Source organism: Mycoplasma wenyonii (assembly GCF_003265155.1).
Classification (GTDB): Bacteria; Bacillota_I; Bacilli_A; order Mycoplasmatales; family Mycoplasmoidaceae; genus Eperythrozoon_A; species Eperythrozoon_A wenyonii_C.
Map to the genome: position 1 here is coordinate 1 of NZ_QKVO01000002.1, position 22,077 is coordinate 22,077.

General features: G+C 34.4%; 23 protein-coding genes. 11 read left to right on the top strand and 12 right to left on the bottom strand.

The features are described from left to right. The 4 genes from DNK47_RS03420 to DNK47_RS00815 all read left to right on the top strand — a co-directional run. Nucleotides 1-494 (top strand): hypothetical protein (locus DNK47_RS03420; RefSeq protein WP_181454137.1); only part of this gene is annotated, 494 nt, incomplete at its 5' end. Nucleotides 495-501: 7 nt separating this feature from the next. Continuing rightward, nucleotides 502-915 (top strand): hypothetical protein, encoded by a 414-nt coding sequence (locus tag DNK47_RS00805; RefSeq protein WP_112665056.1) that lies wholly within the window; start codon nt 502-504, stop codon nt 913-915. A gap of 141 nt (nt 916-1,056) precedes the next feature. Continuing rightward, a complete protein-coding gene (locus DNK47_RS00810; RefSeq protein WP_112665058.1) occupies nt 1,057-1,314 on the top strand; it encodes a hypothetical protein in 258 nt (85 codons plus the stop codon). Between the two features lie 10 nt (nt 1,315-1,324). Continuing rightward, nucleotides 1,325-1,768, top strand: a complete 444-nt coding sequence (locus tag DNK47_RS00815; protein WP_112665060.1) for a hypothetical protein — start codon at nt 1,325-1,327, stop codon at nt 1,766-1,768. Between the two features lie 7 nt (nt 1,769-1,775). On the opposite strand, the gene DNK47_RS00820 is transcribed toward DNK47_RS00815, so the two are convergent. The 3 genes from DNK47_RS00820 to lon form a co-directional block, all read right to left on the bottom strand. Then, nucleotides 1,776-2,000 carry a hypothetical protein gene (locus DNK47_RS00820; RefSeq protein WP_112665062.1) on the bottom strand — a complete coding sequence of 75 codons (225 nt, stop codon included), beginning with the start codon at nt 1,998-2,000 and terminating at the stop codon, nt 1,776-1,778. 436 nt (nt 2,001-2,436) lie between these two features. Further along, entirely contained in the window at nt 2,437-3,024 is a 588-nt protein-coding gene (locus tag DNK47_RS00825; protein WP_146737506.1) for a hypothetical protein, read from the bottom strand. 42 nt (nt 3,025-3,066) lie between these two features. Next, nucleotides 3,067-5,484, bottom strand: coding sequence for an endopeptidase La (gene lon, locus DNK47_RS00830; RefSeq protein WP_258393880.1), 2,418 nt, complete (start codon nt 5,482-5,484; stop codon nt 3,067-3,069). Nucleotides 5,485-5,701: 217 nt separating this feature from the next. Between lon and rpsI the strand changes: the two genes are divergently transcribed. Genes rpsI through DNK47_RS00860 form a run of 6 tightly spaced genes read left to right on the top strand, consistent with a single transcriptional unit; the run spans nt 5,702 to nt 9,374 of the window. Beyond that, nucleotides 5,702-6,142 (top strand): 30S ribosomal protein S9, encoded by a 441-nt coding sequence (rpsI, locus tag DNK47_RS00835; protein WP_112665068.1) that lies wholly within the window; start codon nt 5,702-5,704, stop codon nt 6,140-6,142. Continuing rightward, on the top strand, nt 6,142-6,987 hold the full coding sequence (locus tag DNK47_RS00840) for an aldo/keto reductase (RefSeq protein ID WP_112665070.1): 846 nt from the start codon (nt 6,142-6,144) through the stop codon (nt 6,985-6,987). The genes rpsI and DNK47_RS00840 overlap by 1 nt, the downstream gene beginning before the upstream one ends. A gap of 3 nt (nt 6,988-6,990) precedes the next feature. Beyond that, nucleotides 6,991-7,311, top strand: coding sequence for a 50S ribosomal protein L21 (gene rplU / locus DNK47_RS00845; RefSeq protein WP_220033418.1), 321 nt, complete (start codon nt 6,991-6,993; stop codon nt 7,309-7,311). Nucleotides 7,312-7,316: 5 nt separating this feature from the next. Further along, a complete protein-coding gene (locus tag DNK47_RS00850; protein ID WP_112665072.1) occupies nt 7,317-7,796 on the top strand; it encodes a division/cell wall cluster transcriptional repressor MraZ in 480 nt (159 codons plus the stop codon). A 46-nt stretch (nt 7,797-7,842) separates the two neighbouring features. Next, nucleotides 7,843-8,775, top strand: coding sequence for a 16S rRNA (cytosine(1402)-N(4))-methyltransferase RsmH (gene rsmH, locus DNK47_RS00855; RefSeq protein ID WP_112665074.1), 933 nt, complete (start codon nt 7,843-7,845; stop codon nt 8,773-8,775). Between the two features lie 47 nt (nt 8,776-8,822). Further along, entirely contained in the window at nt 8,823-9,374 is a 552-nt protein-coding gene (locus tag DNK47_RS00860) for a Holliday junction resolvase RecU (RefSeq protein WP_110555193.1), read from the top strand. On the opposite strand, the gene DNK47_RS00865 is transcribed toward DNK47_RS00860, so the two are convergent. Beyond that, nucleotides 9,367-13,698 carry a PolC-type DNA polymerase III gene (locus DNK47_RS00865; protein WP_112665076.1) on the bottom strand — a complete coding sequence of 1,444 codons (4,332 nt, stop codon included), beginning with the start codon at nt 13,696-13,698 and terminating at the stop codon, nt 9,367-9,369. The two genes, DNK47_RS00860 and DNK47_RS00865, sit on opposite strands and share 8 nt — an antisense overlap. A gap of 160 nt (nt 13,699-13,858) precedes the next feature. Between DNK47_RS00865 and DNK47_RS00870 the strand changes: the two genes are divergently transcribed. Next, on the top strand, nt 13,859-14,392 hold the full coding sequence (locus DNK47_RS00870) for a hypothetical protein (RefSeq protein WP_112665078.1): 534 nt from the start codon (nt 13,859-13,861) through the stop codon (nt 14,390-14,392). Here DNK47_RS00870 and DNK47_RS00875 read toward each other — a convergent pair. The 8 genes from DNK47_RS00875 to DNK47_RS00910 form a co-directional block, all read right to left on the bottom strand. Then, the gene (locus tag DNK47_RS00875; RefSeq protein WP_181454139.1) at nt 14,389-14,859 is read right to left on the bottom strand and encodes a tRNA (adenine(22)-N(1))-methyltransferase TrmK; all 471 of its coding nucleotides are present in this window, start codon (nt 14,857-14,859) and stop codon (nt 14,389-14,391) included. The two genes, DNK47_RS00870 and DNK47_RS00875, sit on opposite strands and share 4 nt — an antisense overlap. A 51-nt stretch (nt 14,860-14,910) precedes the next feature. Continuing rightward, on the bottom strand, nt 14,911-15,519 hold the full coding sequence (gene rpsD / locus DNK47_RS00880; protein WP_112665082.1) for a 30S ribosomal protein S4: 609 nt from the start codon (nt 15,517-15,519) through the stop codon (nt 14,911-14,913). Nucleotides 15,520-15,524: 5 nt separating this feature from the next. Beyond that, the gene (locus DNK47_RS00885) at nt 15,525-15,728 is read right to left on the bottom strand and encodes a large ribosomal subunit protein bL28 (RefSeq protein ID WP_112665084.1); all 204 of its coding nucleotides are present in this window, start codon (nt 15,726-15,728) and stop codon (nt 15,525-15,527) included. Then, entirely contained in the window at nt 15,728-19,114 is a 3,387-nt protein-coding gene (locus DNK47_RS00890; protein ID WP_112665086.1) for a hypothetical protein, read from the bottom strand. Before DNK47_RS00890 ends, DNK47_RS00885 begins: the two co-directional genes overlap by 1 nt. Before the next feature lie 83 nt (nt 19,115-19,197). Further along, on the bottom strand, nt 19,198-19,644 hold the full coding sequence (locus tag DNK47_RS00895; protein WP_146737507.1) for a hypothetical protein: 447 nt from the start codon (nt 19,642-19,644) through the stop codon (nt 19,198-19,200). A gap of 159 nt (nt 19,645-19,803) precedes the next feature. Continuing rightward, nucleotides 19,804-20,664, bottom strand: a complete 861-nt coding sequence (locus DNK47_RS00900; RefSeq protein ID WP_112665090.1) for an ATP-binding cassette domain-containing protein — start codon at nt 20,662-20,664, stop codon at nt 19,804-19,806. After that, nucleotides 20,664-20,936, bottom strand: a complete 273-nt coding sequence (locus DNK47_RS00905; RefSeq protein ID WP_112665092.1) for a hypothetical protein — start codon at nt 20,934-20,936, stop codon at nt 20,664-20,666. Before DNK47_RS00905 ends, DNK47_RS00900 begins: the two co-directional genes overlap by 1 nt. Nucleotides 20,937-20,960: 24 nt before the next feature. Then, on the bottom strand, nt 20,961-21,983 hold the full coding sequence (locus DNK47_RS00910) for an energy-coupling factor transporter transmembrane component T (protein ID WP_258393881.1): 1,023 nt from the start codon (nt 21,981-21,983) through the stop codon (nt 20,961-20,963). Between the last annotated feature and the right edge of the window lie 94 nt (nt 21,984-22,077).

Genomic DNA, 22,077 nt, shown 5'->3' on the forward strand with positions numbered 1-22,077 from the left:
CAAAAGGAAGACGACAATGTGATATAGAAATCGAGGGCGAGAAAAGATTTATTCTAGAGATTCATCCCTCCCTATCCTTTAAGAGTGATGTGAAAGCTGGGATAGCATCTGATGATCTCTATTTAAAGGGCCGAGGTTATGTTGGTAATGAGTCTGTTAATTTTGAGGAGACAATTCTTGGGAGAGGTCACAGAAGTGGAGGTGAAAATCGTTGACAGTTAAAGGTATTTAAATCCGGAACAACTAGGCTTGGTGAACTTAGTGGTGGTGAGGGGATAGATTATGGTGATGACGACATTGAGTGTGGTAAGGACTGATTTATAGTTGAGAAACCTACTTATGAAGGGGAAGGGGATTGAGAAAAAGCTGTTTCAAAGGTTACTTTTAAGCTGGCAAACTGTACTGATATAGCAAAAGGTAGAAAAGAATGTGAGATAAAAATCGCGAAAGAAAAATTTATTTTGAAGAAGAAAATCTCTTTCTTAAGCCTTTAAGAGTGGTGTGGGGGAAGGAGAACCTAAGGAGGGAGAAGTGCAAGATCTCTATTTAAGAGGTGAAGGTTATGATTCCGAGGGCAAGGCAATTGATTTTGATGAAAAGATTGTTTGGGCGGGGCACGGCTCTGGGAGAGGTGAGCTTCGTTGACAATTGACAGTTTATGAGTCCGGAAATTTTAAGTTAGGTGAGCTTGGTGGAGGGGATGGAATGAATGCTCCTGATGACAAAATTAACTGTGATAGGAAAGGAATATTTGAAGAGAATGGAGAAGAGGGATGATTTGGGGGAGCTGATCAATGAGAAAAAGCTGTTAATTCAATTAAGTTCAAGCTCACTAATTGTGGGAACGCTGGAGGAAGACGACGATGTGATATAGAAATCTCGGAAGTAAAAAATTTACTAATTAAAAGATACTAGTCTTCTCTAGCCTTTAAGAGTGAGTGGTCAGGGATAGCACAAAATGATCTCTATTTAAAAGGCCTAAGTACTAAGACTGGGGCTGAAGTTAATTGGGATGAGAAAGTTGAATTCGGGGTAGGGGGTACTAACAAATGACAATTGAGTGTCATTGAAAATGGTGAGACCGAAATAATTGACCTAGGTGAAGCTTCAACAGGTTGAGGGGAAGCAGAAACATTTAATTGTGACCCGCAGAACGTCTTTAAAGTTACACAGCCAACTTATGGGCGGGAGACCTGAGAGGGGAAGAAATGAGTAAGGAGTGCTTCAAAAATCAAGTTCAAACTCGCTGATAATTGTACTAAAACGAAAGGAAGAGTAGAGTGTGATATAGAAATCGCGAGCGGGGAAATTTAATTTATTTAATTTGAAAAATCCATCTCTTCTAGCCTTTAAGAGTGGTGTGCAAGATGAAGCTCCTAGTGATGGAGAGAAAGATGATCTCTATTTAAAAGGCTTAGGTTATGCTGGCGGGGAGAGAGTTGATTTTGATGAGACTTACGAAGAGGAAGGGGGTGATGGGGAAAAGAGAACGCACCTTTGACAATTGATTGTTTTTAAAGATACAGGGACGACTAAGGCGCAGACTATTCATAGTGGATTGGATTGGGGTGGTCGCGACGATGAACAGGGGACTTGTGATAAGGGCTGGTTTGAAGTTGAAAAGCCTAAATTTGGAAGTACGGATATGTGACAAGAAGCTGTTGCAAAAGTGAGGTTCAAGCTAAGTAAATGTAGTAATGCGGGAGGTAGAAGAGAATGTGATATAGAAATCGCGGATTCAGTTGGATTAAAAGAATCTAGTTCCTAAATAATTACTATCTCAAATAACCTATTTTTCATAAAGAGGTTTTGTATTTATCTTTAGTCATCTCACTTCCAGTCATCTTTTTAACTACTAGATTACAAGTGGTTCCAGTTCCGCAAGGCAATTGACCCACACATTCAGATGTTCCTTTTTTCTTACAGAATGTAATCTCAGGCTTAGAATCACTTGACTTAGTCAATTTCAAAAGACCTAAAGGTCCTGAATTACCAGCCATATACCACAATTTCTTTGTATCTTTATCAGTTATATAAATTTTTCTACTAGTATCTTTATCTATTATTTCTTGAGGAAATTCAACTAATTTTTCATTGCTAGAGCTACTAGAAGAAGTAATACTAGCTAAAGATACTCATAAATTACAGATTCATATGTCTGTTCCTTGTTTATTTGCCGTTAAGCCACAAACTCACTCACCATCACTAACTTTTTTTCTAAAAGTACTTTTAAAATCTCAAGAAGGATCAGTAAATCTAGATATTATGTAACCAGTTCCTATGCCCCCCCCGCAATAGCAGTTACAGCCACAGATGAAGAAAAAGCAAATAACTTAGAAACCATTTACTGGTTTCCTAGTTGCTGAAAAGAATTACCTAAATTTTATTTTTGAATTAACTACTCTACAACTCTTTACCTAAGTACTCACAAAAGATCTAAATTAAGAAGATTGCTTTAGGTTTAAAGTTAGGCTTTCATCCTAATCCAACTTCCTTAGAGATATTTATCTCACATTCTTCTTTTCCCGATATCTCCTTACAGTTATCCAAAGTTAACTTAATCTTGTTAAATCCTTTATCAAAATGTTTATCTGCCTCCTTTGTTACTTCCAATACATCTTCATTACAAAATAGATTCTGATCATCATAGTTGTCTTCACCCATCCCTCCACTTAATGGAGCTATTCTTACTTTCTTTGATACAGGAAAAATGGATAGTTCTCATGATGAATCTCTTGCTGTAATAATGTCTTCTAAACCAACATCTGTCTGTCTTTGTTGATCAAATCCTTTCCAATGTAGTTCTTTCTTTCCATCAGCCCCTAACTTGTAAATCAAAGACACATCAATAACATTAGAGCCAACGCTCTTGCAAGTAAGAATGGGAAGAGAAACTTGCCCTGCCCCTTCAAACACAAATGTGCCACGATCTACTTTCTTCCCCTTCATTAACTCATAAGCTACAGGAAGCCCACAACCAACACACACAGCCCCTCCTGCCATCAACAGCTTAGGAAGAAACAAAACTAACTCTTGACTTTAAAAGTTAAACCTTAAATATCTTAACTATTTATTAGAAAACAACTCTTTATACAGTTCTGAATAGTGTCTAATAGGTCTTAGTCTAATCTTTTCAAGTATTTCTTTAGGAATATCATCCAAGTGTCTTTCACTCTCTTTAGGATAGAAGATAGTATCTACTCCTCCTCTAACAGCAGAGATAACCTTTTCTCTTAATCCTCCTATAGGCAATACCTTACCTCTAAGAGTCATCTCTCCAGTCATAGCTATATTGCTAGGAATAGGTACCTTTCTAAAGGCTGACAACATAGCTGTAGTGATAGTAATCCCAGCTGAAGGACCATCTTTCGGTATCCCTCCAGTTGGCACATGTAAGTTAATGTCTATATCTGATCATTTAGTATCGTTTAACTTAAATTCACTTTCATTTGCCTTAATGTAAGAAAGTGCAACGTTAGCAGACTCTTTCATAGTATCTCTTAAGTTACCAGTAAGAATTAAATTGCCTTTTCCAGAGTAGTAATTTATCTCTACTGGAAGAAGATCTCCTCCATAATCTGTATAGGCCATTCCATTAACCACTCCAGGTATAGATAATTCATCTTTAACTGTATGTTCATACTTCTCTTTGGAAAGATACTCCCTAACTATTTCTACATCAACATTCAAAGATACAAAGTCTTTATCTAGTTCTTGTTTTTGAATAAACTTTCTAGCTATTTGAGATAAAGATTGTTTCAACGCTCTCACCCCAGCCTCTCTGGTGTATCTCTGAATGATGTAGGTAACTGCCTCATCAGTGAAGGTTAGTTCTGTGTCTTTTAACCCATGCTCTTCTAGCACTTCAGCTATTAAACCATTCTTAGCAATTTCTAGTTTTTCTCTTTCAGTGTAAGAAGATAACTTAATGATCTCTAATCTATCTAATAATGCTTCAGGTATATTGTCTTCATAATTGGCTGTAGCTATAAACATAACCTTTGAAAGATCTACTTCTTCTTCTATATAGTTATCTACAAATTGATGGTTTTGCTTAGGATCTAGTACTTCTAGTAAAGCTGATATAGGATCCCCATGACTGCTACTTACTATCTTGTCAATCTCATCTAGTATGAATACAGGATTATTTACCTTTGCTTGTTTCAATCCTTTAATGATTCTTCCTGGCATAGCTCCAACATAGGTTTTTCTATGCCCTCTAATCTCAGCTTCATCGCTCAAACCTCCAAGAGAGATCTTTACACACTCCCTATTAAGACCTTTAGCTATTGATTGAGCTAATGAGGTTTTACCTACTCCTGGAGGTCCAGAAAGACAGATAATTGTTCCTTGTAGATTCTTTGTTTTCTTCTGAACAGCAACAAACTCAAGTATTCTTTCCTTGGGCTTATCTAAACCATGGTGATTCTTATCTAACTCTTTCTTAACCTTTGAAATAGTCTTTTGGTCTTTAGAGCTTCTTTCTCAAGGTAAAGCAACTAACCAATTTAGATAAGAGTGAATAATCAAGCTCTCATTAGTTGAAATGACACTAGTGTACTCTAACTTCTTTAATTCCTCTTTAACTCTTTCTTTAACATTGTGAGGGGCATCCACCATCTTTATTCAATCCTTGAATTTCTTTAGCTCTCCATCTCTAGAAAGACCTTCTCCTAACTCTTCTCTAATTACCTTTATTCTTTCTCTAAGATAGAACTCTCTTTGTTGCCTAGAGATGTTTCTATTTACCTTCTTTGAAATAGAACTATTGATCTCATCTTTTTCTGCCTCTGTTAGGTATTCATAATCAAGCATTAAGGTAATTCTCTTTGAGAGATTTAGCTCTTCTAATCATTTTTGTTTCAAATCTACTCCATCCCTTTCATTTTGAGGTCAGATACTACATAACTTATCTATGAGCTCTACACAAGAATCTTTACTAGAGTTCTCTACTCTCTCTATAGAAAAGAGTTTCTTGATATCTTCATAGTCTTTGCCTTGTACATCAAATAGTTCTTCAAAGTACTTAATTAGTTGTTCTAGGTCCTTTTTGTTCTTTACGAAGGAGGTGTTCTTTTCCTTAACGAACTCATAGTCTGCAAATCACATAGGACCCACATGTTCAAACCCAGTACATCTAATTACCTTAGGATCAGAAATTTGTACTCTTTGAATCCCATCTACCTTAGCTGTTATAGAACCATCTTTATGTTGCTTAAGAATGCTCACCTTTGAGAGCGTACCAATCCTATATAAATCCGATGGAAGAGGGAAATCTACATCGTAGTCTTTCTGAGCAATTACTACTATCTCTCCTTTGTGTTGAGTGAGAGCATAGTTAATGGAAGCTATAGAACACTCTCTACCAACCTCAATAATGTTCTTAGAGTTAGGGAAGATAACTATATTTCTAGAAATTAATAGAGGAAGAGAATTATTAGTTACTGGTAGGTTGGTGTTTTCAGTTTCAGTCATACTAACCATTTAAGTTAATTCTTTGAAAAAAGTTCAAAGCTTATTTTAGCAGATTAATCTTTTAATTGCTAAATTTACTTTCAAGCTAATATGAAAATAGCTCTTTAAGCAAGCTAAACTTGCAAACCAAAAGATAAATTTATAAGTTTAGTAATTCTTAAAAATAAAATCTATATTGGTTTTTTGTTTGTTTTTTATTAAAAAGTAATCTCAATAGATTAGTTACATGGTTACAGAAATAAGAGCTTTCTCCAAAAGAAAAAAGAGTAGGGTAAATATCATTCTCACCACGCTCCCAAAAAGTGAGAATCAAGAACACAAACTCTTAATCTACACCAAAAAAGATGGAGAATACAGAGTAAGTAATCCAGTTGACTACTTCAAAGATGAATACTTAACTCCTATTCTTTTAAGCCCTTTCTCCTTTCTTCCCTCAAGAGCTTTAGAAGAAAAATACTCTGTAAAGGCTTTTCCTAAAGGAGGAGGGGTTAGCGCGCAGGCTCAAGCGATTGTGCTAGCTATCGCAAGAGCGCTTCTAAAATACTACCCAGAAATTAGAACTTCACTAAAGAGAGCTAACCTATTAACACAGGACCACAGAATGAAGGAAAGAAAAAAGATAGGTAAATACAAAGCTAGAAGATCTCCACAATTCACTAAGAGATAATGTCTTCAGAACAAGTGAAATTCACTCCCAAGATTGGATTTGGTACCGAATCTCTGAGAATCATTGAGATACTATCTCCATATCTAAAAGCGGCAAATGATCACAACTATGACTTTGTTGATTGTGGTTGAAAGTATGGAAATGAAGCTATTATTGGACTAGCGCTTAGAGGTTTAAAAAGATCAGAACAAAAGTTTGAGTTTCTTCCCTATTTTCAATCAAAAGTGTGACCTTCTCAATTCTCTGGAGGGATTATTAAGTCTCTTAAGTTCTCCCTAAGCAAGATAGGTGTTGATACAGTAATACATACATACTTCCTTCATAGACCTTCAAATAATATGGAACTAAATCTTTCTGCCTACAAACAATTAATTTCCTGCAAGAATAATGCTTTAGCAAAGAGAATAGGTCTATGTAACTTTGATAAGGATGTAATTGAATGATTTCATAAGTTAACTGGAACACTGCCAGATGTTATTCAGTTTGAATGTTCTGTTAACAATATGAGATGAGACAGAATTGCATATTGCAGACAACACAATATTGAAATACAAGGACACACTCCTTTCGGTAACTATGAAAAGAATTCACAAAATCCTGTGTTGCAAGATATGGCTAAGAAATACAATGTTTCTCTTAAGACCTTATTAGTTGCTTATCTACTAAATTTAGAAATAGTTCCTGTTGTGGTACCTAGTTCAGAAGACGAAATAGGAGAGATCATTAAAGCTAAAAAAATTAAATTAGATGAAAAAGATATAGAAACCCTAAAACAACTAAATGAATATGACAGTCAAACTTTTGAAACTCTACAAATTGACTATCCACAAGATGAACAAAACTAGTTAATGAGCAAGAAGATGGAGTTATGCTTTGAAATCAAAAACAAACAATATCTCTGTAATATAGGAGACAAGATCATCTCAGACTTTATAAAGAACACTGACTCAGGAGATGAACTTAGTTTCTCTAATGTATTGCTTTACAAAGAAGAAATAGGCAAGCCTTATATTCCTAACCTAGAAGTTAAGTGCAAAGTAGTTAAACAAATAAAACATAAGAAACTTCATATCTTACACTTAATTTCTCAAAAGAGACATAGAAAGAGAATGGGTTTCAGAGCTAAACACACTCTTCTGGAAGTTACTGAAGTAAAGAAGCTGTCCTAGTTTAAATGTTCAAGACAAAAAAAGACGAGGCCCCTCTAAATACCAAAAACGTTGTATATAGATACTTCTTTTCAGGTACTTATGTTGAAAGAATGGATAACAAAAACAGAATAGCTATCCCTATTCCTTGAAGACATATTCTTAGAGATAAAGTCATTGTCACAAAAAACACTAATGTAGGTTGTTTAGTTGTATGAACTGTTGGTTTCTTTCAGTGATACGCTAACTCCAAAATCGAATCATGTGCCTCTGAACAAGAAAAACAACAAGTTAAGAGAATGTTTATTGGTAGCGCTAGAACGATAGATATTGATGCAAAGTCGAGAATGTGCCTTCCAGAAGATCTATTGACTATGCTTGTTCAACAAGATAACTATCTTTACTTTGTTGGTACTGGAGACTATATAGAGATTTGAACCAAAGAAATGTTTGAGAGCTGAAAATCCCAACAAATGCCTAAAGACTATAAAAACGAAGATCTTTAATTAGTCTCTCTCCTGCCCTTAAATGGGCTGGGGAGATACTTAAGACTTGACACAAAAACCCACTCACTTTCCTGTACTCAAGAAAGAAGTCTGTCAACACTGGCTTAACTCTCCAACAGGCTTCTATATAGACTGTACTTTTGGACAAGGAGGTCACTCAAAAGCTTTACTTAATCTTTTGTCCCCCGCAGCTTCTCTTTTGGGAATAGACATAGACCCTGATTGTTCTGAAGATGGCCTACAACTCTCTCAAGAAGACTCAAGATTTCGTTTCCAAAACCTTAACTACAGCTCACTTTATAACTACTGAGTAAAACAAAAGCTTCCAAAAGCTTCTGGAGTACTCTTTGACCTAGGTTTCTCTACGGCTCAACTACAAGATCCTAAAAGATCTTTTAGCTACAACTCTAGCTCTTCTTCTCTAGAGCTTAGATATGGATTAGATGGAAAGAGTGTCTATGAAATTCTCAATGAATACTCTGAACACAAACTCAACTGAATATTTAAACACTATGGGAATCTCAGAGAATATAAAGAGCTCACACAAGCTATTCTCAGAGAAAGAAAAAAAGAACCTATTACCAGCATAGAACAACTAAAAGCAATACTCACTAATAACAAAGTCTTTCAAAAAAACAGATACAACAAGAACCAAATTAAGTTATTATTTCAAGCTCTTAGAATAGAGGCCAATAATGAACTAGAGAATCTAAGACACACTCTAGAGAAAGTTAAAGAGATACTAGAAGTTGGTGGTAAATTACTCATTATTACCTTTCAATCCCTAGAAGATGAACTAATAGAGGATTGAAAAAGGAAATATTCTTATTCCATCAAGATACCTGATATAGGGGAGACCATCCCTCCTTTATTCCAATTACATCCAGACTCCCCAATTCTACCTAGTAGAGAAGAAATAGAACTTAACTGAGCCTCTAGAAGCTCTAAGCTATGAGTCTTCACTAAGCTCAGAGAATAAAACATTTATTCTTTTTGTCCATTTCTACTTATTAATGAATTAAGAGAATGTATCAACTCAAAAACAATCTAGGGTCTTTTGTTGAGAAAATTATGTCCAACACAGCTGAATACTATATCCAAAATAACATAGCTTATTTAAGGAAATCTCATCCAGAATACATTCACCTATCAAAGAAGGCACAGAGACACTCTAATCTATTTGAAAATGAGGGAGACACCTATTCAATGAGAGTTTGTTCCAAAGGAGACCTAGACTTCTATGGTGTTTATAAAGGAAGGTATTTCTCCTTTGAGCTAAAAGAAACTCAAAAGCCAGTATTTGCTTTATCTCTAGTTAAAGACCATCAACTAGAGCAACTAAAGAGAATTGATTCTTGTGGGGGTTTAGCCTTTCTTCTTATTCACTTCTGTGACAATGATTCTAGATTTATACTCTTAAGTTATCCTGAACTCTTAAAGCTATTGGAACTGAAGAGAGCTAAAAGATTCTCAATAACTGACCTAGAAAAAGTTAAAAGTTATGAGTTAAAAATAGTATTTCCTAGTGTCTTTAATCTCTTTGAGCAACTAGATCAAATACTTTCAGACTCTAAATAACTTTAGGACCAATTATCTCTAAATTCTCAAACAATTTCAAGATATTTATATTCAATTTCACTCTAGACTCTAAATCTGCTCTGTCTTTGTAGGCGCCATTTTTCTCCCTTTCTTCTTCTAGTTGAGAGGCGGTAATTGCCCCCAATCCTAAGATACAAGAAAAGGGAAGCAAGATAGTTCTATTGATTCTATCCGGTTTAAAAGTTGAGGCTAAAGACTCATTCAGTTGAACCATTCTGAACTTAATTCCTCTTGAAATCATTTCCAGTGCAACCTCATAGATCATTACTAGATACTTAGATTTCTCTGCATTCTCCTTACTAGACTTACTCTTAACTCTTATCTTGTATTCTTGATATTTCCTCTTGATCTCTAGTAAATCATTAGTAATTAGAGACTCAATATCAAAGTGCTTATTGGTAATAGTGAAGTAAGCTGCATAGAACTCTACCGGATAGTAAAGCTTAAAGTAAGCTATTTTTCAACACATTAAGACATATGCAGTTGCATGTGCCTTTGGAAAGATATATGTGATCTTGTTGGCACAAGCAATATATCACTCAGGTACTTTAAAGTCCTTTAGAAGTTTTAAGTGCTCTTGAGGAATTCCTCTACCATTTCTAACACTTTCAGCTATTCTAAAAGCTATATCAATACCTATTTTTTTATCTAACAAGTAGTTCATAATATCGTCTCTACAGGTAATTACCTCACTTAGATTTAGTTGATGGTTAGAGATCAATCTATCTATATTGTTTTTTCAGACATTCTTTCCATGGCTAATGCCTGAGATTCTTATTAAGTCTGAAAAGTGATTTAGTTTCTCTCTACAAGCTTTAACTATTTCTCTAGTTTTTTCGGTACCAAACTCAGGTAATCCTAGAGTTCCAACAGTCTCACCTATTAGCTCTAGTTTGTCGCTTGGTATCTCTAATACAGAGATATCACTAAACATCTTGAGAATCTTCTTGTCATTGTAGCTAATTGTGTCTAAGTTCTGATTTGTTAGTTTGGAAAGTAAAGCTAACATAGTTGGATCATCTTGCCCTAGTATGTCGAACTTAAAGAGTGAATCTTTGAGTGCATCTTTTTCAAAGTGAGTAGTTAATCAATCACTTGTAGTGTCATTAGCTGGATAGTTAACGGGTGTATAGTTATAGATACTGTCTCCTTTAGGAATAACTATTATTCCTCCGGGGTGTTGTCCGGTAGTTCTCTTGATATCTGTGAGTCTACTAGAGAGTCAGTGTAACTTTCCTTTATTGAACTCGATCTCATTATCTAATAAATAATTTCTAGCTAAAGCGAAGGCCGTTTTCTCAGCGACAGCAGAGATAGTTCCCGCTCTAAAGGTATTGTCTCTCCCAAATAACTCTCTAAGAAAGTTGTGTGCTTTCTGTTGATATTGACCAGAGAAGTTTAGGTCTATATCTGGTACCTTCTTCCTTTCTAGCCCTAGGAAAGTTTCGAAAGGAATGTGTTGTCCATCTTTATGTAGCTCCAAGTTGCAATTGGGACATTTTCTCTTGGGTAGGTCAAATCCAGATTCCTTGGTATTTTCCTTAAGTAAGAAATAAGAACATTTACTGCAATAATAGTGAGGTGGTAGTGGGTTAACCTCACTAATCTCCAGCACATAAGCTAAGAAGGAAGAGCCCACAGAACCTCGAGAGCCGACCAAGAAACCTTCTGACTTAGACCTTTGAACTAATAGGTGTGCACACCAATAAACAGTTTCATAACCATTCTCCTGAATACCTTGTAATTCCCTATTTAAGGTAGCTACTAGATATGAATTGGGTTTTGGTCCATATTTATTACTTAATTTGCGATTAACATAGTTTTTTATGTTTTCAAAAGCCCCATCAATCTTAGGTAAAGAAAGAGTAGAAATATGTATCTTGATATCCGAGGAAATAGAGTCAACTATCTCTTCTCTGTACTTGAAAAATAGTTCCTCTGTTTGCTCTTCAGTTAGTCCTAGAAACTCAAATTCTTTAATGAATCTTTCAGTGGTTCTAAATGAAAGGTCTGGCAAAACATCATTACTGAACTTAGAAGAGAAAAGAGGATGTCTTTTCCCGCCTATATTCTTGGCATGTACTATGACTTTGTATTGTTCTATCTCCTCGTATCATTTGAACTTCAAACAATAGTTAGCCATAACCTTAAAATTGCATTCCTTAGACCATCTATAGAACTTCTTAAGTAGGCCTTGAATTTCCTCTAAGGTATATCTTTTTCTATGAATCTCATGTAGGAAATGAGAAGGCGGAGGTAAGCTCAAATAGTCTAGTTTTTTTCCTTCTTCTAAAAAGAGTTCATAGTCGTCTTTAAAGAGTGCATCTAACATAACACTATTGGTAGGTGAAGAGATAAGAATTAAGTCTTTTCTCTTTTCTTGAATAGACTCCCAGTCAAGTTGGGGTTTATCTACAAAGCAATCTATGTGGGCTTTTGAGATTAACTCATAGAGTGACCTTATTCCCTCTTGATTCTTAGCGAAGAAAATCACATTAGAACCAAAGTAATTTCTCAACATCTTCTTTGAGTTAAAGAGAGTATTGATACCATCTAGCTGTTCATATACATATGGATCTATGGAGAATTCATAGAGTTGTTTTTCTCATTGTTTTCAGAGTCTTAATAAGCATTGAGTGTCGTATTCTGCAGAGTGAAGCTCTCTTTCGACTACATTGAAAGACATCTTTTTAGATAAAGCAAAGAGAGAATAAGACTTAGACTTCTTTTCACCCTCTAAAGCTTTAGCGAGTAGGATAGTGTCTAATAAAGGAGCTTGAATTGGTTCTAGCTTAGCCTTCTTATATTGAGCATTTAAGAATGGTAGGTCAAACTCAAGTCCATTGTGAGCCATCAAGATAGTTCCAGAAACATACTCTTTAACTTCTTTTAAGACCTGTATCTTGTCTCTACCTAATAAATCCAGCTTTTCATCTGTGATATGAGTTAAGTCAATAATTTCACTACTTAATTTCTTTTCACATTTAAGATAGCTGTGATAGTGATCCATGATGATTCCATTGCTGTACTTAACTATGTAGATTTCTATTATTTCGTCAAATAAGGGATTTAGTCCTGTGGTTTCTAGGTCAAAGATAGAGTAGACAACTGCACTATTCGGTTCCAATAAGTGAAGATTGGAAAGAATCTTTAAGTTCTCAGGAACAACTTCTATTTCGGAACCATACAAAGGTTTAAGACCATACTTCTTTGCACTCTTCTCTGCTTCCGGAAAAACATGTACATTATTGAAGTCTGTGAATGCAATCACTTCATGACCTAATGATTTAGCCAATTCAGCTCATTGCTCAGAGCTGAATAGTCCATCAAAACTAGAGTATTTGGTGTATACATTCAAAGAGAAAGCTTTCTTTGGGGAGTTATCAATTAACTTAAGGCCTTCAGGGAAATCAACCTCTGAGCAGTTCAATAACCAACCATCATAGTTTGATAGAGTCTTAGAGTTAGAGAGAGACTTTTCATCTAATTGGAACTCTATCTCGAATCAATTTCCTACTTTTAGTATCTTTAAGCTTTTTTCTTTTTCCTCTGGAGAAGAAAGTCTACCTAAAGCTAATAAATAATGTTCAGTGAAATTAGTGAAACCAACCTTGTACATCTTTTGGCCTCTAAAGTTATAGTTCTCTACTTCTTGAAAGAAATAGAGCTTGAATGTACCTTTACCTCTTGAATCTAAGGTTTTTATAGAGCCAGAGAGAATGGGAGATGGAGTTGGGATCAAAGAAGAGGCGCTACTAGTTCTTAATAGTTCTTCAGGTACATAGTTTGAAGGAGAAGTAGATGGTACTAAAGGAACTTGTTCAACCTTAGCTATAGAAAGATATATCTGTTTTTGTTCAAATACAAACTCTAAGAAGGCTTGAAGATTAGAGAGATATTTCTGAAAGTATTTCTCGTAGGCTATATTTAGAGCCTTCAATATCACTTGAGGGAACTCAAAACATAAATGAACTTCCTTAAAACTACCCTTAAAAGCTTTAGATTGTTCTTCTTCTGCAAATGAAGCATAGGTTTCAAATCAACTTAGTAAGAGTCGATGTAAAGAAGTAGAGTTATAGAGATAGTTAAGTCTTACAACTAAAGTACAAACCTGAGAAGAGAAATTAAATAGGGCAAATAGTTCTTTTGGTGCTGGCTCTTTGAAATACTCGAATATTAAAAAGAAATGATCTTTATTGGGTGAAAACTCTCATTTAAACTCAGCTTTACTTAATAACTTTTCTAGTTCTTCTTTATTAAATATCCTTAATTCCTCTGAAAGCAATCATTTGAGTTTCTCCATTATTTTCTAACTAACTAAAAATTTAGAAAATCAAGACCATAGGGAAAATAAGGGGTATTCATCTTAAAATTAAAGATTGATTACGCACTTAGTGTATTTTCTTCTATATGATGTCACAAGCGAACAATATATTCTAGGAACTCAAACTCTTTAACGATCTATGCAAAGTAAAACAGCAGTTAGGTTCATTAAGAGAACAATTAGAAATGTTTTAGATTTCTTTTATTGCAGTAGAGACAGGTTACAGGAAGGAGTAGAAAAAGTATTAAATATCTGGATTTATGAAATAATTGCTTTTGTAGGTTTGGTAGCTGGTTGTTTAGGGATAGGGATAGGTAAGAGTGATTGAAACCAAGCAGGCCTTTTGTGAGCAGGTCCTACAGGATTTACATTCTTACTTAACTTGTTCATTATTTTGAACTGATTTTCAATGATGAAGAGAAACAGTAATGATCAAATAATTGTTAACTTTCCTCCACAAGTTAAAAATCTATTGTTGCTAAATATCTTGTTAGGATTCTTCTTTCCATATGGTATTTTTGCTAAAAGCCTATTCTATAAGCACTTCTATGCTCTTTACAAGCAAAATCAACTATACTGAGCTAATCCAAATGACACCAGACAAGAAAGAAGAAAGAGATACAGAGAATATAGAGCTCAAAAGAGAAGAGAAATGGACTCAATAATTGGCTAAATTACCTTACCATAGGAAAAGAGAAATATAGAGTAGTTTTTCTCCCTAAGACTAAAATCTTCTTCTTTTAGTAGTTTTCACTCGCTATCCCTAGACCATTCCCTTATTTTCTTTGGGTAAGCATGTGGCAAACAACAAAGTCATAACTGTTTAGTCTTTCAGTCTTCGGGCAATTTCTCTAGTATAGTAATGATCTTTTTAGAACCTAATCCAGCTAACACAATAAGTATCTCTTTGTAACCTCTAATATTCTCAAAAGAAAGCTCAGAGAATCCATCTGATAAAAAAAACCTAGCTTTTAAGTCTACCCCTTTCTCTGAATAAAGCTTTTGAGAATTCTTTAATGAGACCTTACTTAACTCAACATTTCAAACCTCACTAATTAATTCATTTCTTAAGAGCTTTAAGCCTAAAAGGCCAAGATCAGCTCCTATATCAACTAAAAGAAAGTTATTGTTAGGAGTCAAAATAGCAGAGAGAAACTCTGCTATCTTCCTTATCCTTATAGCAACTCTAGACTAGCTGTATCTCTTGTATCACTCAGTAGCTGAAACTTCATTTAGCTCTAGATTTATCTCGGATCTAAGAGGATATCTCTTGTAAATAGTTTTGTATCTTCCCTCTGCCTCCAAGAAAGGTAAAGGAGAAAACTCAGGGAAATAGTTAACCATTGGAATTCCTCTACTTTTCTCAACTACCTCAATAGTTGAACCTAATGGAACTATATAAGAGGGGATATCAACTTTCTTTCCATTGAGTAGTATGTGGCCATGTGAAACTAATTGTCTAGCCCCTCTTCTAGTATTTGCAAACCCAGATCTAAATACTAGATTGTCTAATTTACTTTCAAGAAGTAACAGAAAATTGAAAGCGAGAGCCCCTTTCATATTCTGAGCTATCTTAAAGAATCTTCTCATTTGTTTTTCTCTAAGCCCGAAAAGCAAGGCAATTTTTTGTTTTTCTCTCAATTGTTCTCCGTGGAGGCTATGCTTCTTAAACTTTGAGGTGCCATGTTGGCCTGGAGGATAGTCTCTTTGTTTTCCTTTGCTGAACTCTCTTCCATCTTCATAAAAAGAGAAACCATATTGTCTAGCCTTCTTGTACATAGGTCCTAGATATCTAGACATAAGAATTATTTAATCTTTCCTTGTTTTCTTCAAGTCCTTACAGTCTTAACTGAAGTTTTCACTTTAATAGGTTTACCTGTTTTTGCATCTACTAACTGAAACTTTTGAATATTTAAGTTTCAAGCTCTTTTAGTAGCATTCATAGCTTTAGATCTATTATTACCTGTCTTTGATCATCTATTAGTAACTCTATCTAATCTATTTCCCATTATCTAGAGGAGATACTATCTTTAGACTCTTTAAGTTCTGATATTAATTTTCTTCTAGCCTCTAGTCTTCTATCTATCTCTTCAAAGTTTAGGTCTATCATATCAGAAGCTTCAGCAAATATCTGATTCAATTCATTCTCTTCTTGTTCTAGATATTGTTTTAGATTATCCAAATCAGTAGTCATTTCAGAGAATAATATCTCTCTTCTATTTCTTTCCAATTCACAAGCATCTCTGTAGTTGCCAGAAGCCTTTTTCAAAGTTTGAATCTCTTTCTCTAGAGATAGAAGTCCCTCTTCTATCTCAACTATGTCTACTTTCTTCTTTTCTTCTCTGTATCTCTTGAGATTTAAGTGAGCTCAATCCTCAAGTTTAGGCATCATGCCTTTTTTAGGAGTAGCCATCTTAGACTTGGATGGTGTTTTGTCTTCATCTAAAGCTTCCAAGATAGAGAGATAACCTTCATCCTCTAAGTCATATAAGTCAGTCTCCTCTTCTTTAAAAGAAGTGAGGGGGCAAGAGTCTACTAAGCTAAGTTTCTCACTTGTCTTAAAAAAGTAATCAAACTCACTTAATTTTTCTACTGTATCAGAGTCATCAAACTTGCCTTGATCACTGATATTGATCTTGTCTCCTCACTTCTCTACTTCTTTTAAGGTAAATAGTTTCTTAGATAGATGTGTCAACATATCTTGGAATTTGTGTCTTAATTCTGAAGTAGTGAAATGTATTTCTTTTCAGTTATGGAAACTAGCTTTTTCAAACTCTTTAAGCTTGTTATATCTCTCTTCTTCATCTGCTTCTTGCGGGAAGTCTCTTTCAAAAGTTAAAGTCTTGAACTTGTAGTCTTTTTCTTTTAGTTTCTTTTCAAGATCATCTTTAGCTTTTTGAATAAGCTTGTCTATTCTCTCCCTATCTTTTTCTTGAGACTCTTTCATTATTTTTTCTTTGAGTTGAAACTCTTGAATAGGGGTTAGCTTAGTTCAGACTTGATCAATAACTAAGAAATCTTCATCATTAAGTATCTTGGGTGAAAGCCCGATTAACTCATTGACTTTAGGCTTAGTGTATTTAAGACTTGGTCTATAGTAAATTAGTTTCTTAATTTCTTCAGAGAGATTAAAGACTGACTTATCCATCTTAGGAAGATGTCTGTGATGATGTTCAGAAGGCTTAGGGGTTGAGAGATAGTATCCTAGGGTTTTGAACTCATCAACAATTTCTTGATAGACCCTGTCTCATTCTTTCTTTCTGGCCCTTGACTCTTCTAACAAACTATCTTGAGTAGAGTACATCTTTTTGATCTCTAACACAATGATCTCAGAGAATTCTTTTATTAGCTCTTTCTTTCTAGCCAGTATCTTTTCTAGATGATCAATTCCCTCATTGGCTCAATCAACTCAGACTTGATTGACTGAACTATGAAGAAGGCTTAAATGATTGGCATAGTAACCACTAATCTCTTTTTGAAAATCCAATATTTGCTCTCTAACGGCAGTAATGAAAGAAGAGTATTGTCTCTCAATTGCCTCTGCTTTAAGTTTCAGACCATAGATTTCTTCTCTATATGCATCTACTTTCTTTTTGAAAGTGGCTTTCTGATTTCTAAGTTGTTGGGATTGTTCTTCGAAATCAGGAAAATAGTCTAGTTTTTGTAACTTAGAAAGATAGCTGGAGAGCTTAGACTTTTCTGCCTCAATTTCTTTTTGAATGGCATGTTTAGAGAGCTCAAGGGAACCTTGAATCTCCAGTCTTCTTAATTCTTCAGCTCGATTAATTCTGCTTACTGATTGTTGTTGAGAAAGAACTAATCTAGAAAGACTATCTTCTTGTTCTAGGAACTCTAACTTCATCTCAGCCTTTCTAGCTTGATGAAGGGTACTTAATCTCTCAAAAAGAAGCTTTTCTACTTCTTGTTGATAGAAAACTATCTCATTCAGTTGATCATTGAGGTCTAGTAGAGCATTGCAGACTAGAGAGTCATACTTAGAAAGTATTGCTTTGGAACCAAAAATAGAAAGATAGAAGTTAGGGGAGAAACCGATATGTTTCTCTGAATATTGCTGTAACCTATCTGAATAACGATTAAGAACTTTACAGGTATTCTCTATCTCCTCTAATATCTTCTTTTTGTCTCTAATTGATTGGAGGTATAAAAGGTCTGTATCAGGATATTTACCTTGTTCTATAAGACTTTTTCTGAGTTCACCTAAATGAGTAGTTAATTGTTCATTCTTTGCCCTTAACCCTTCTAATTTGTTATCTAGTAAGTCTTTAAAGGAACTACTCTTAGAGTCATAACTACTTAGGTTTGTGTTTTCTTGAAGTTGTAACCACACATTCTTATTATTTGTTGGGTCTGAAGAAATAAGCAATTTCTCTACATCATAGGCACTTAAAGAGCTATAGAAACTCTTTAGCTTAGTTGTAAAGGTCTCTACATCTTTATATTTAGGTGAAATAATGGCTCAAAAGTGATGAGAATTATTTAGCTCTATAACTGAGGAAAATGGGAAGTTAGGATTAAAGTACTTTGCTCTCATTTTGTCTCTAGAAAGACTATTCAACACATCTTTGTAGTTATCAGTAGGACTCGGAAGTAACTCAATAAGACTAGACTTAACTTCTTCTGACATCTGCTTATCTTCATCATTGAAAAAATCTTCATCTTGGTCCCGAGCATCATCTCCTTTTCCTCTATTTCTTGGTCCAAACATAGAAACACTAGAGAAAAGGTCATTTGGGGAGTTAAATGGAGAAGACAGACTTAGAGATTCTTTAATCTGTTTGTCTTTTACTTTGATCTTTCTACCTAGTTGCGAAGATCTTTCTATAGAATCTTCTTGGTATATAAAGTCTCCTCTACCATAAGAATTGGATAGTTGAGCCTCTACATCTCAACTTAAATCAGAGAGATTCTTAACTTCTTCTTGTGTTTTTATGTGAAGTTCTTTAAGTTCAAAAAGATGAAACAATCTGGGCAAAGAGCAAGCTCACACTATTGGCTCAGAACTATCTCCACTAAACACTCTTTCTTGCTTAGAAATTTGTTCCTTTAAAGCTTTTTCCAGATTAACAATCTGAGTAACTTTCTTAACTTCTGACAGTTTTGTTAGCTTTGAAAAATCATCACTAATGCCTTCTTCTGAACAAAGGAGATAGTATTTGCCCTCTAATTCTCTAAGTAAGTATCTCTTGTTGTTATTAATCAGAACATAGCTAAATTCGGAGAAATTTTTGTCTTTTAAAGGGGTAAAGAGCTTAGATTTAACCCAACTATCAACTAGCTTTTTAGAAAGTTGAAAAACTGTATGACTTGGTTTAGAGTCAAGAAATTTGAGAGCTAATTCAGTAAGTTGTAGTTCTTTTTGGGTCAATTTACTCATTAGAAATTATCTAAGTACTAAGCTTACTCACCCTTAAAGAGGGTAAGTCTTTCTTAAAGAATGAAAACTAAATAAAGCTAGAGTTAAGATTCTGAATCTTTCTTATCTTTATCAGAAGTTTCTTCAGTAGTATCAACTGCTTTTTGTTGTTCTATACCTCGGATCTCAAAGTCTTTTATTTCTTCTTTTTTGTCCTTATCCTTGTCTTCTTTGTCATCTTCTTTAGCTAGAGGAACTTCAATTTCTGGTTTGTCATTTCCATCAGCCTTTACAGCCTTACCCTTCTTCTTTTTACTCTTTAAAAATCTTTTACGTCTAGGATCTTTGTCTTTAGGAGGAAATTTCATTACAACATCATCCTCTACTATCACTGCATTTTCTGAGATTTCATCTTCTTCCTTTGGGCTTCTCTTGGGCAGTATGCTTCCCCATTTTCAATTGGCATGAATATCCATTATGTTCTTAATAACCATTGTGAAGAAATAAGCGAAAGTTATTACTGGTAAAGCGAACAAAGAAGCTGCAGACAATCAAAAGAGCAGAAACAGAACCGAAAGAATAACAAATAATTTCTTTCAGGCCCCTCACTTGGACCATCTAAGACTAAAACAGTCTAAAAAAGTTTTCTTATTTAACTTAATGATGATAGCTAGAAAACAAAAAACCTTCTAAGTATAAATATAAATTTACTACTTCTTATTAACTAACTGAGAGATATTCTCTATAAGTTCTTCTTCTGATGAGCTAGAAGATAATCCCAGTGAATGTTTTTCCCTTAAAGCTCTCTCCAATTGAGAAATAAAAGGAGGGCTTAAAGACAATTCTGAAAAAAAAGAAGCTGGAAGACTAAATAACTCCTTAGTGCTTTTTAAATGGGACACAATCTTTCCATTCTTAAAGACAATAATCTCATCTGCCTGTAAAAGTTCCTCCATATCGTGAGTTATAGAAATAACTGTTTTTTGATAGTCAACTACCAGCTTCTTCATTAACTTAGTTATCTCTACCTTCTCCACTGGAGAGAGCATGGAACAAGACTCATCAAATAGAAATAATGAAGGATTTAAGGCTAAAGTAGAGGCTATAGTAACTTTTTGCTTCTCTCCTCCAGAAAGATTCACTGGAGACTTATCTCTTAAATTGTGTAGATCTAAGGAATCTATAAGATTTTCTACTATTTTCTTCATAAAAGGATTAGGAACTTTCTTGTTTTCTAGTCCAAAGGCCAGTTCCTCCTCTATAGAAGAAGTAATAAATTGGCTATCAGGATTTTGAAAGACTACTCCTAAATAGGAAAAAATCTTTTGATAGCTCATTTCTGAAATAGGCCTGTCGAATATCTTGATTACTCCTGAATCTGGTTTCAATAATCCTGTTAGTAACTTAGAAAAGGTAGACTTTCCGGATCCATTATGACCTACAATACAGTAGTATTTAGACTCTGGAAGTGAAAGGGAGAGATTGGTAATGAACTTCTGTCCCTTTACATGAGAAAAAAAGAGTTTCTCGACAACTAAAGCGAACTTGGTTTTCTTCTCCTCTTTTTCCATTAGTTAAGTGGAGTTGCAGGAATAGAGGACTGACTCTCTTTCTTTTGTTCTTTTTCGTGTTGTAATTTAAGTCTTAGGAATCTAATTGCATAGACTATAGCAATAATGAGTGCAAATCCTGCAGCTTGTCAAAAGCTTTGAGTTATTGCCAAAACAATAAATATAACTATTAAGAAGGTTCAAAGTATTATTGCAAAGATCTTTCTAACAATATATCTAACACACTTGAGTGCAAAACCACTGACAGCCTTTCCATCTCATTTAAGTGACATTTCAAGTTCTAATTACCTATTTTTTTAAGTTGCTACTAATAACAAAGGATCTATAGGGCCAAAACAAGAAATATAAGAAGAAGAAAATACAAAGTAAAAGCAAATAGTTATAAATACGATAGTGGCTCCAAATAAACCTAGGCTTAAGTAATTAATTGAATAAGTTCTATAGCTAGTTCTTCCAGCTTTAGGGAGATAAGCTCTCGAAATCATTGCATTCGCAAGCTCTCTAGACTTAATCATTGAAATAATAAATAGAGGTATAAATAGAGAAAGAAAAGCAGAGGCCTTATCTCTTAATCTTCCATTCTTAAAGTCAATACCCCTACTTGATTGTGCCTTTACTATTCTCAATGTTTCGACTAATAATGAAGGAATAAATCTTATTGCTAATGAAATAACTAAAGTAATTTCCTTAACAGGTATCTTTAAGAACTTAAGTGGTCTAATTAATTGACCTATTGCAAAAGTAAATGAAGTTAAGTCAGTAGTGTGACTTAATGCACTTGACAACGCAATCATCATTACTAACTTGTTAGACATATTGAAAGCTAATAAGAATTGAAATAGAGTTACTGTATATCACTTAGGAATAAACCCTGCTATCTTCTTCCCACTAGCACTGGTTACATAAAAAGTCTTAAGTCCCTTTAAGTGGTTTTTTAAGGTACAACAATTAATTCCAGTGGTATCCTTGCAACAATCTGCTTTATTTTGCTGTGCGCACTCACAAGCTTTCTTTAATTCTTCCACACTATTTGCTGAAAAGATTTCAGAGCCCCCAGATCCCTTTGCACACTTACAACATCCTGTTCCTGTTTTGGCTGAACAGTGCTTTACAACCTCCCCTCCTAGTTGCCACCCAACTTCTATATTTGAGGTGCCATTCCCAGAACTAGAAGAATTTTGTCTCCCCCTAAAGCTAAAGGGAGAGATAGATCCTAAATCTGAATAAGCAGATGTCAAGTAGTTCTTGTCCCAAAATCCAGGATTTTTATTAAATATTCAATTAACAGTAAAAAGAAATAAATATATTCCTACATACAAGCAAAGTAATTTCTTATACAGTAAAGCAAAGCTCCCAGAAAAATAGAGAATTAATAAGGTAAAAGCAAGTAGTAATAAATGAAGTAATATTCCA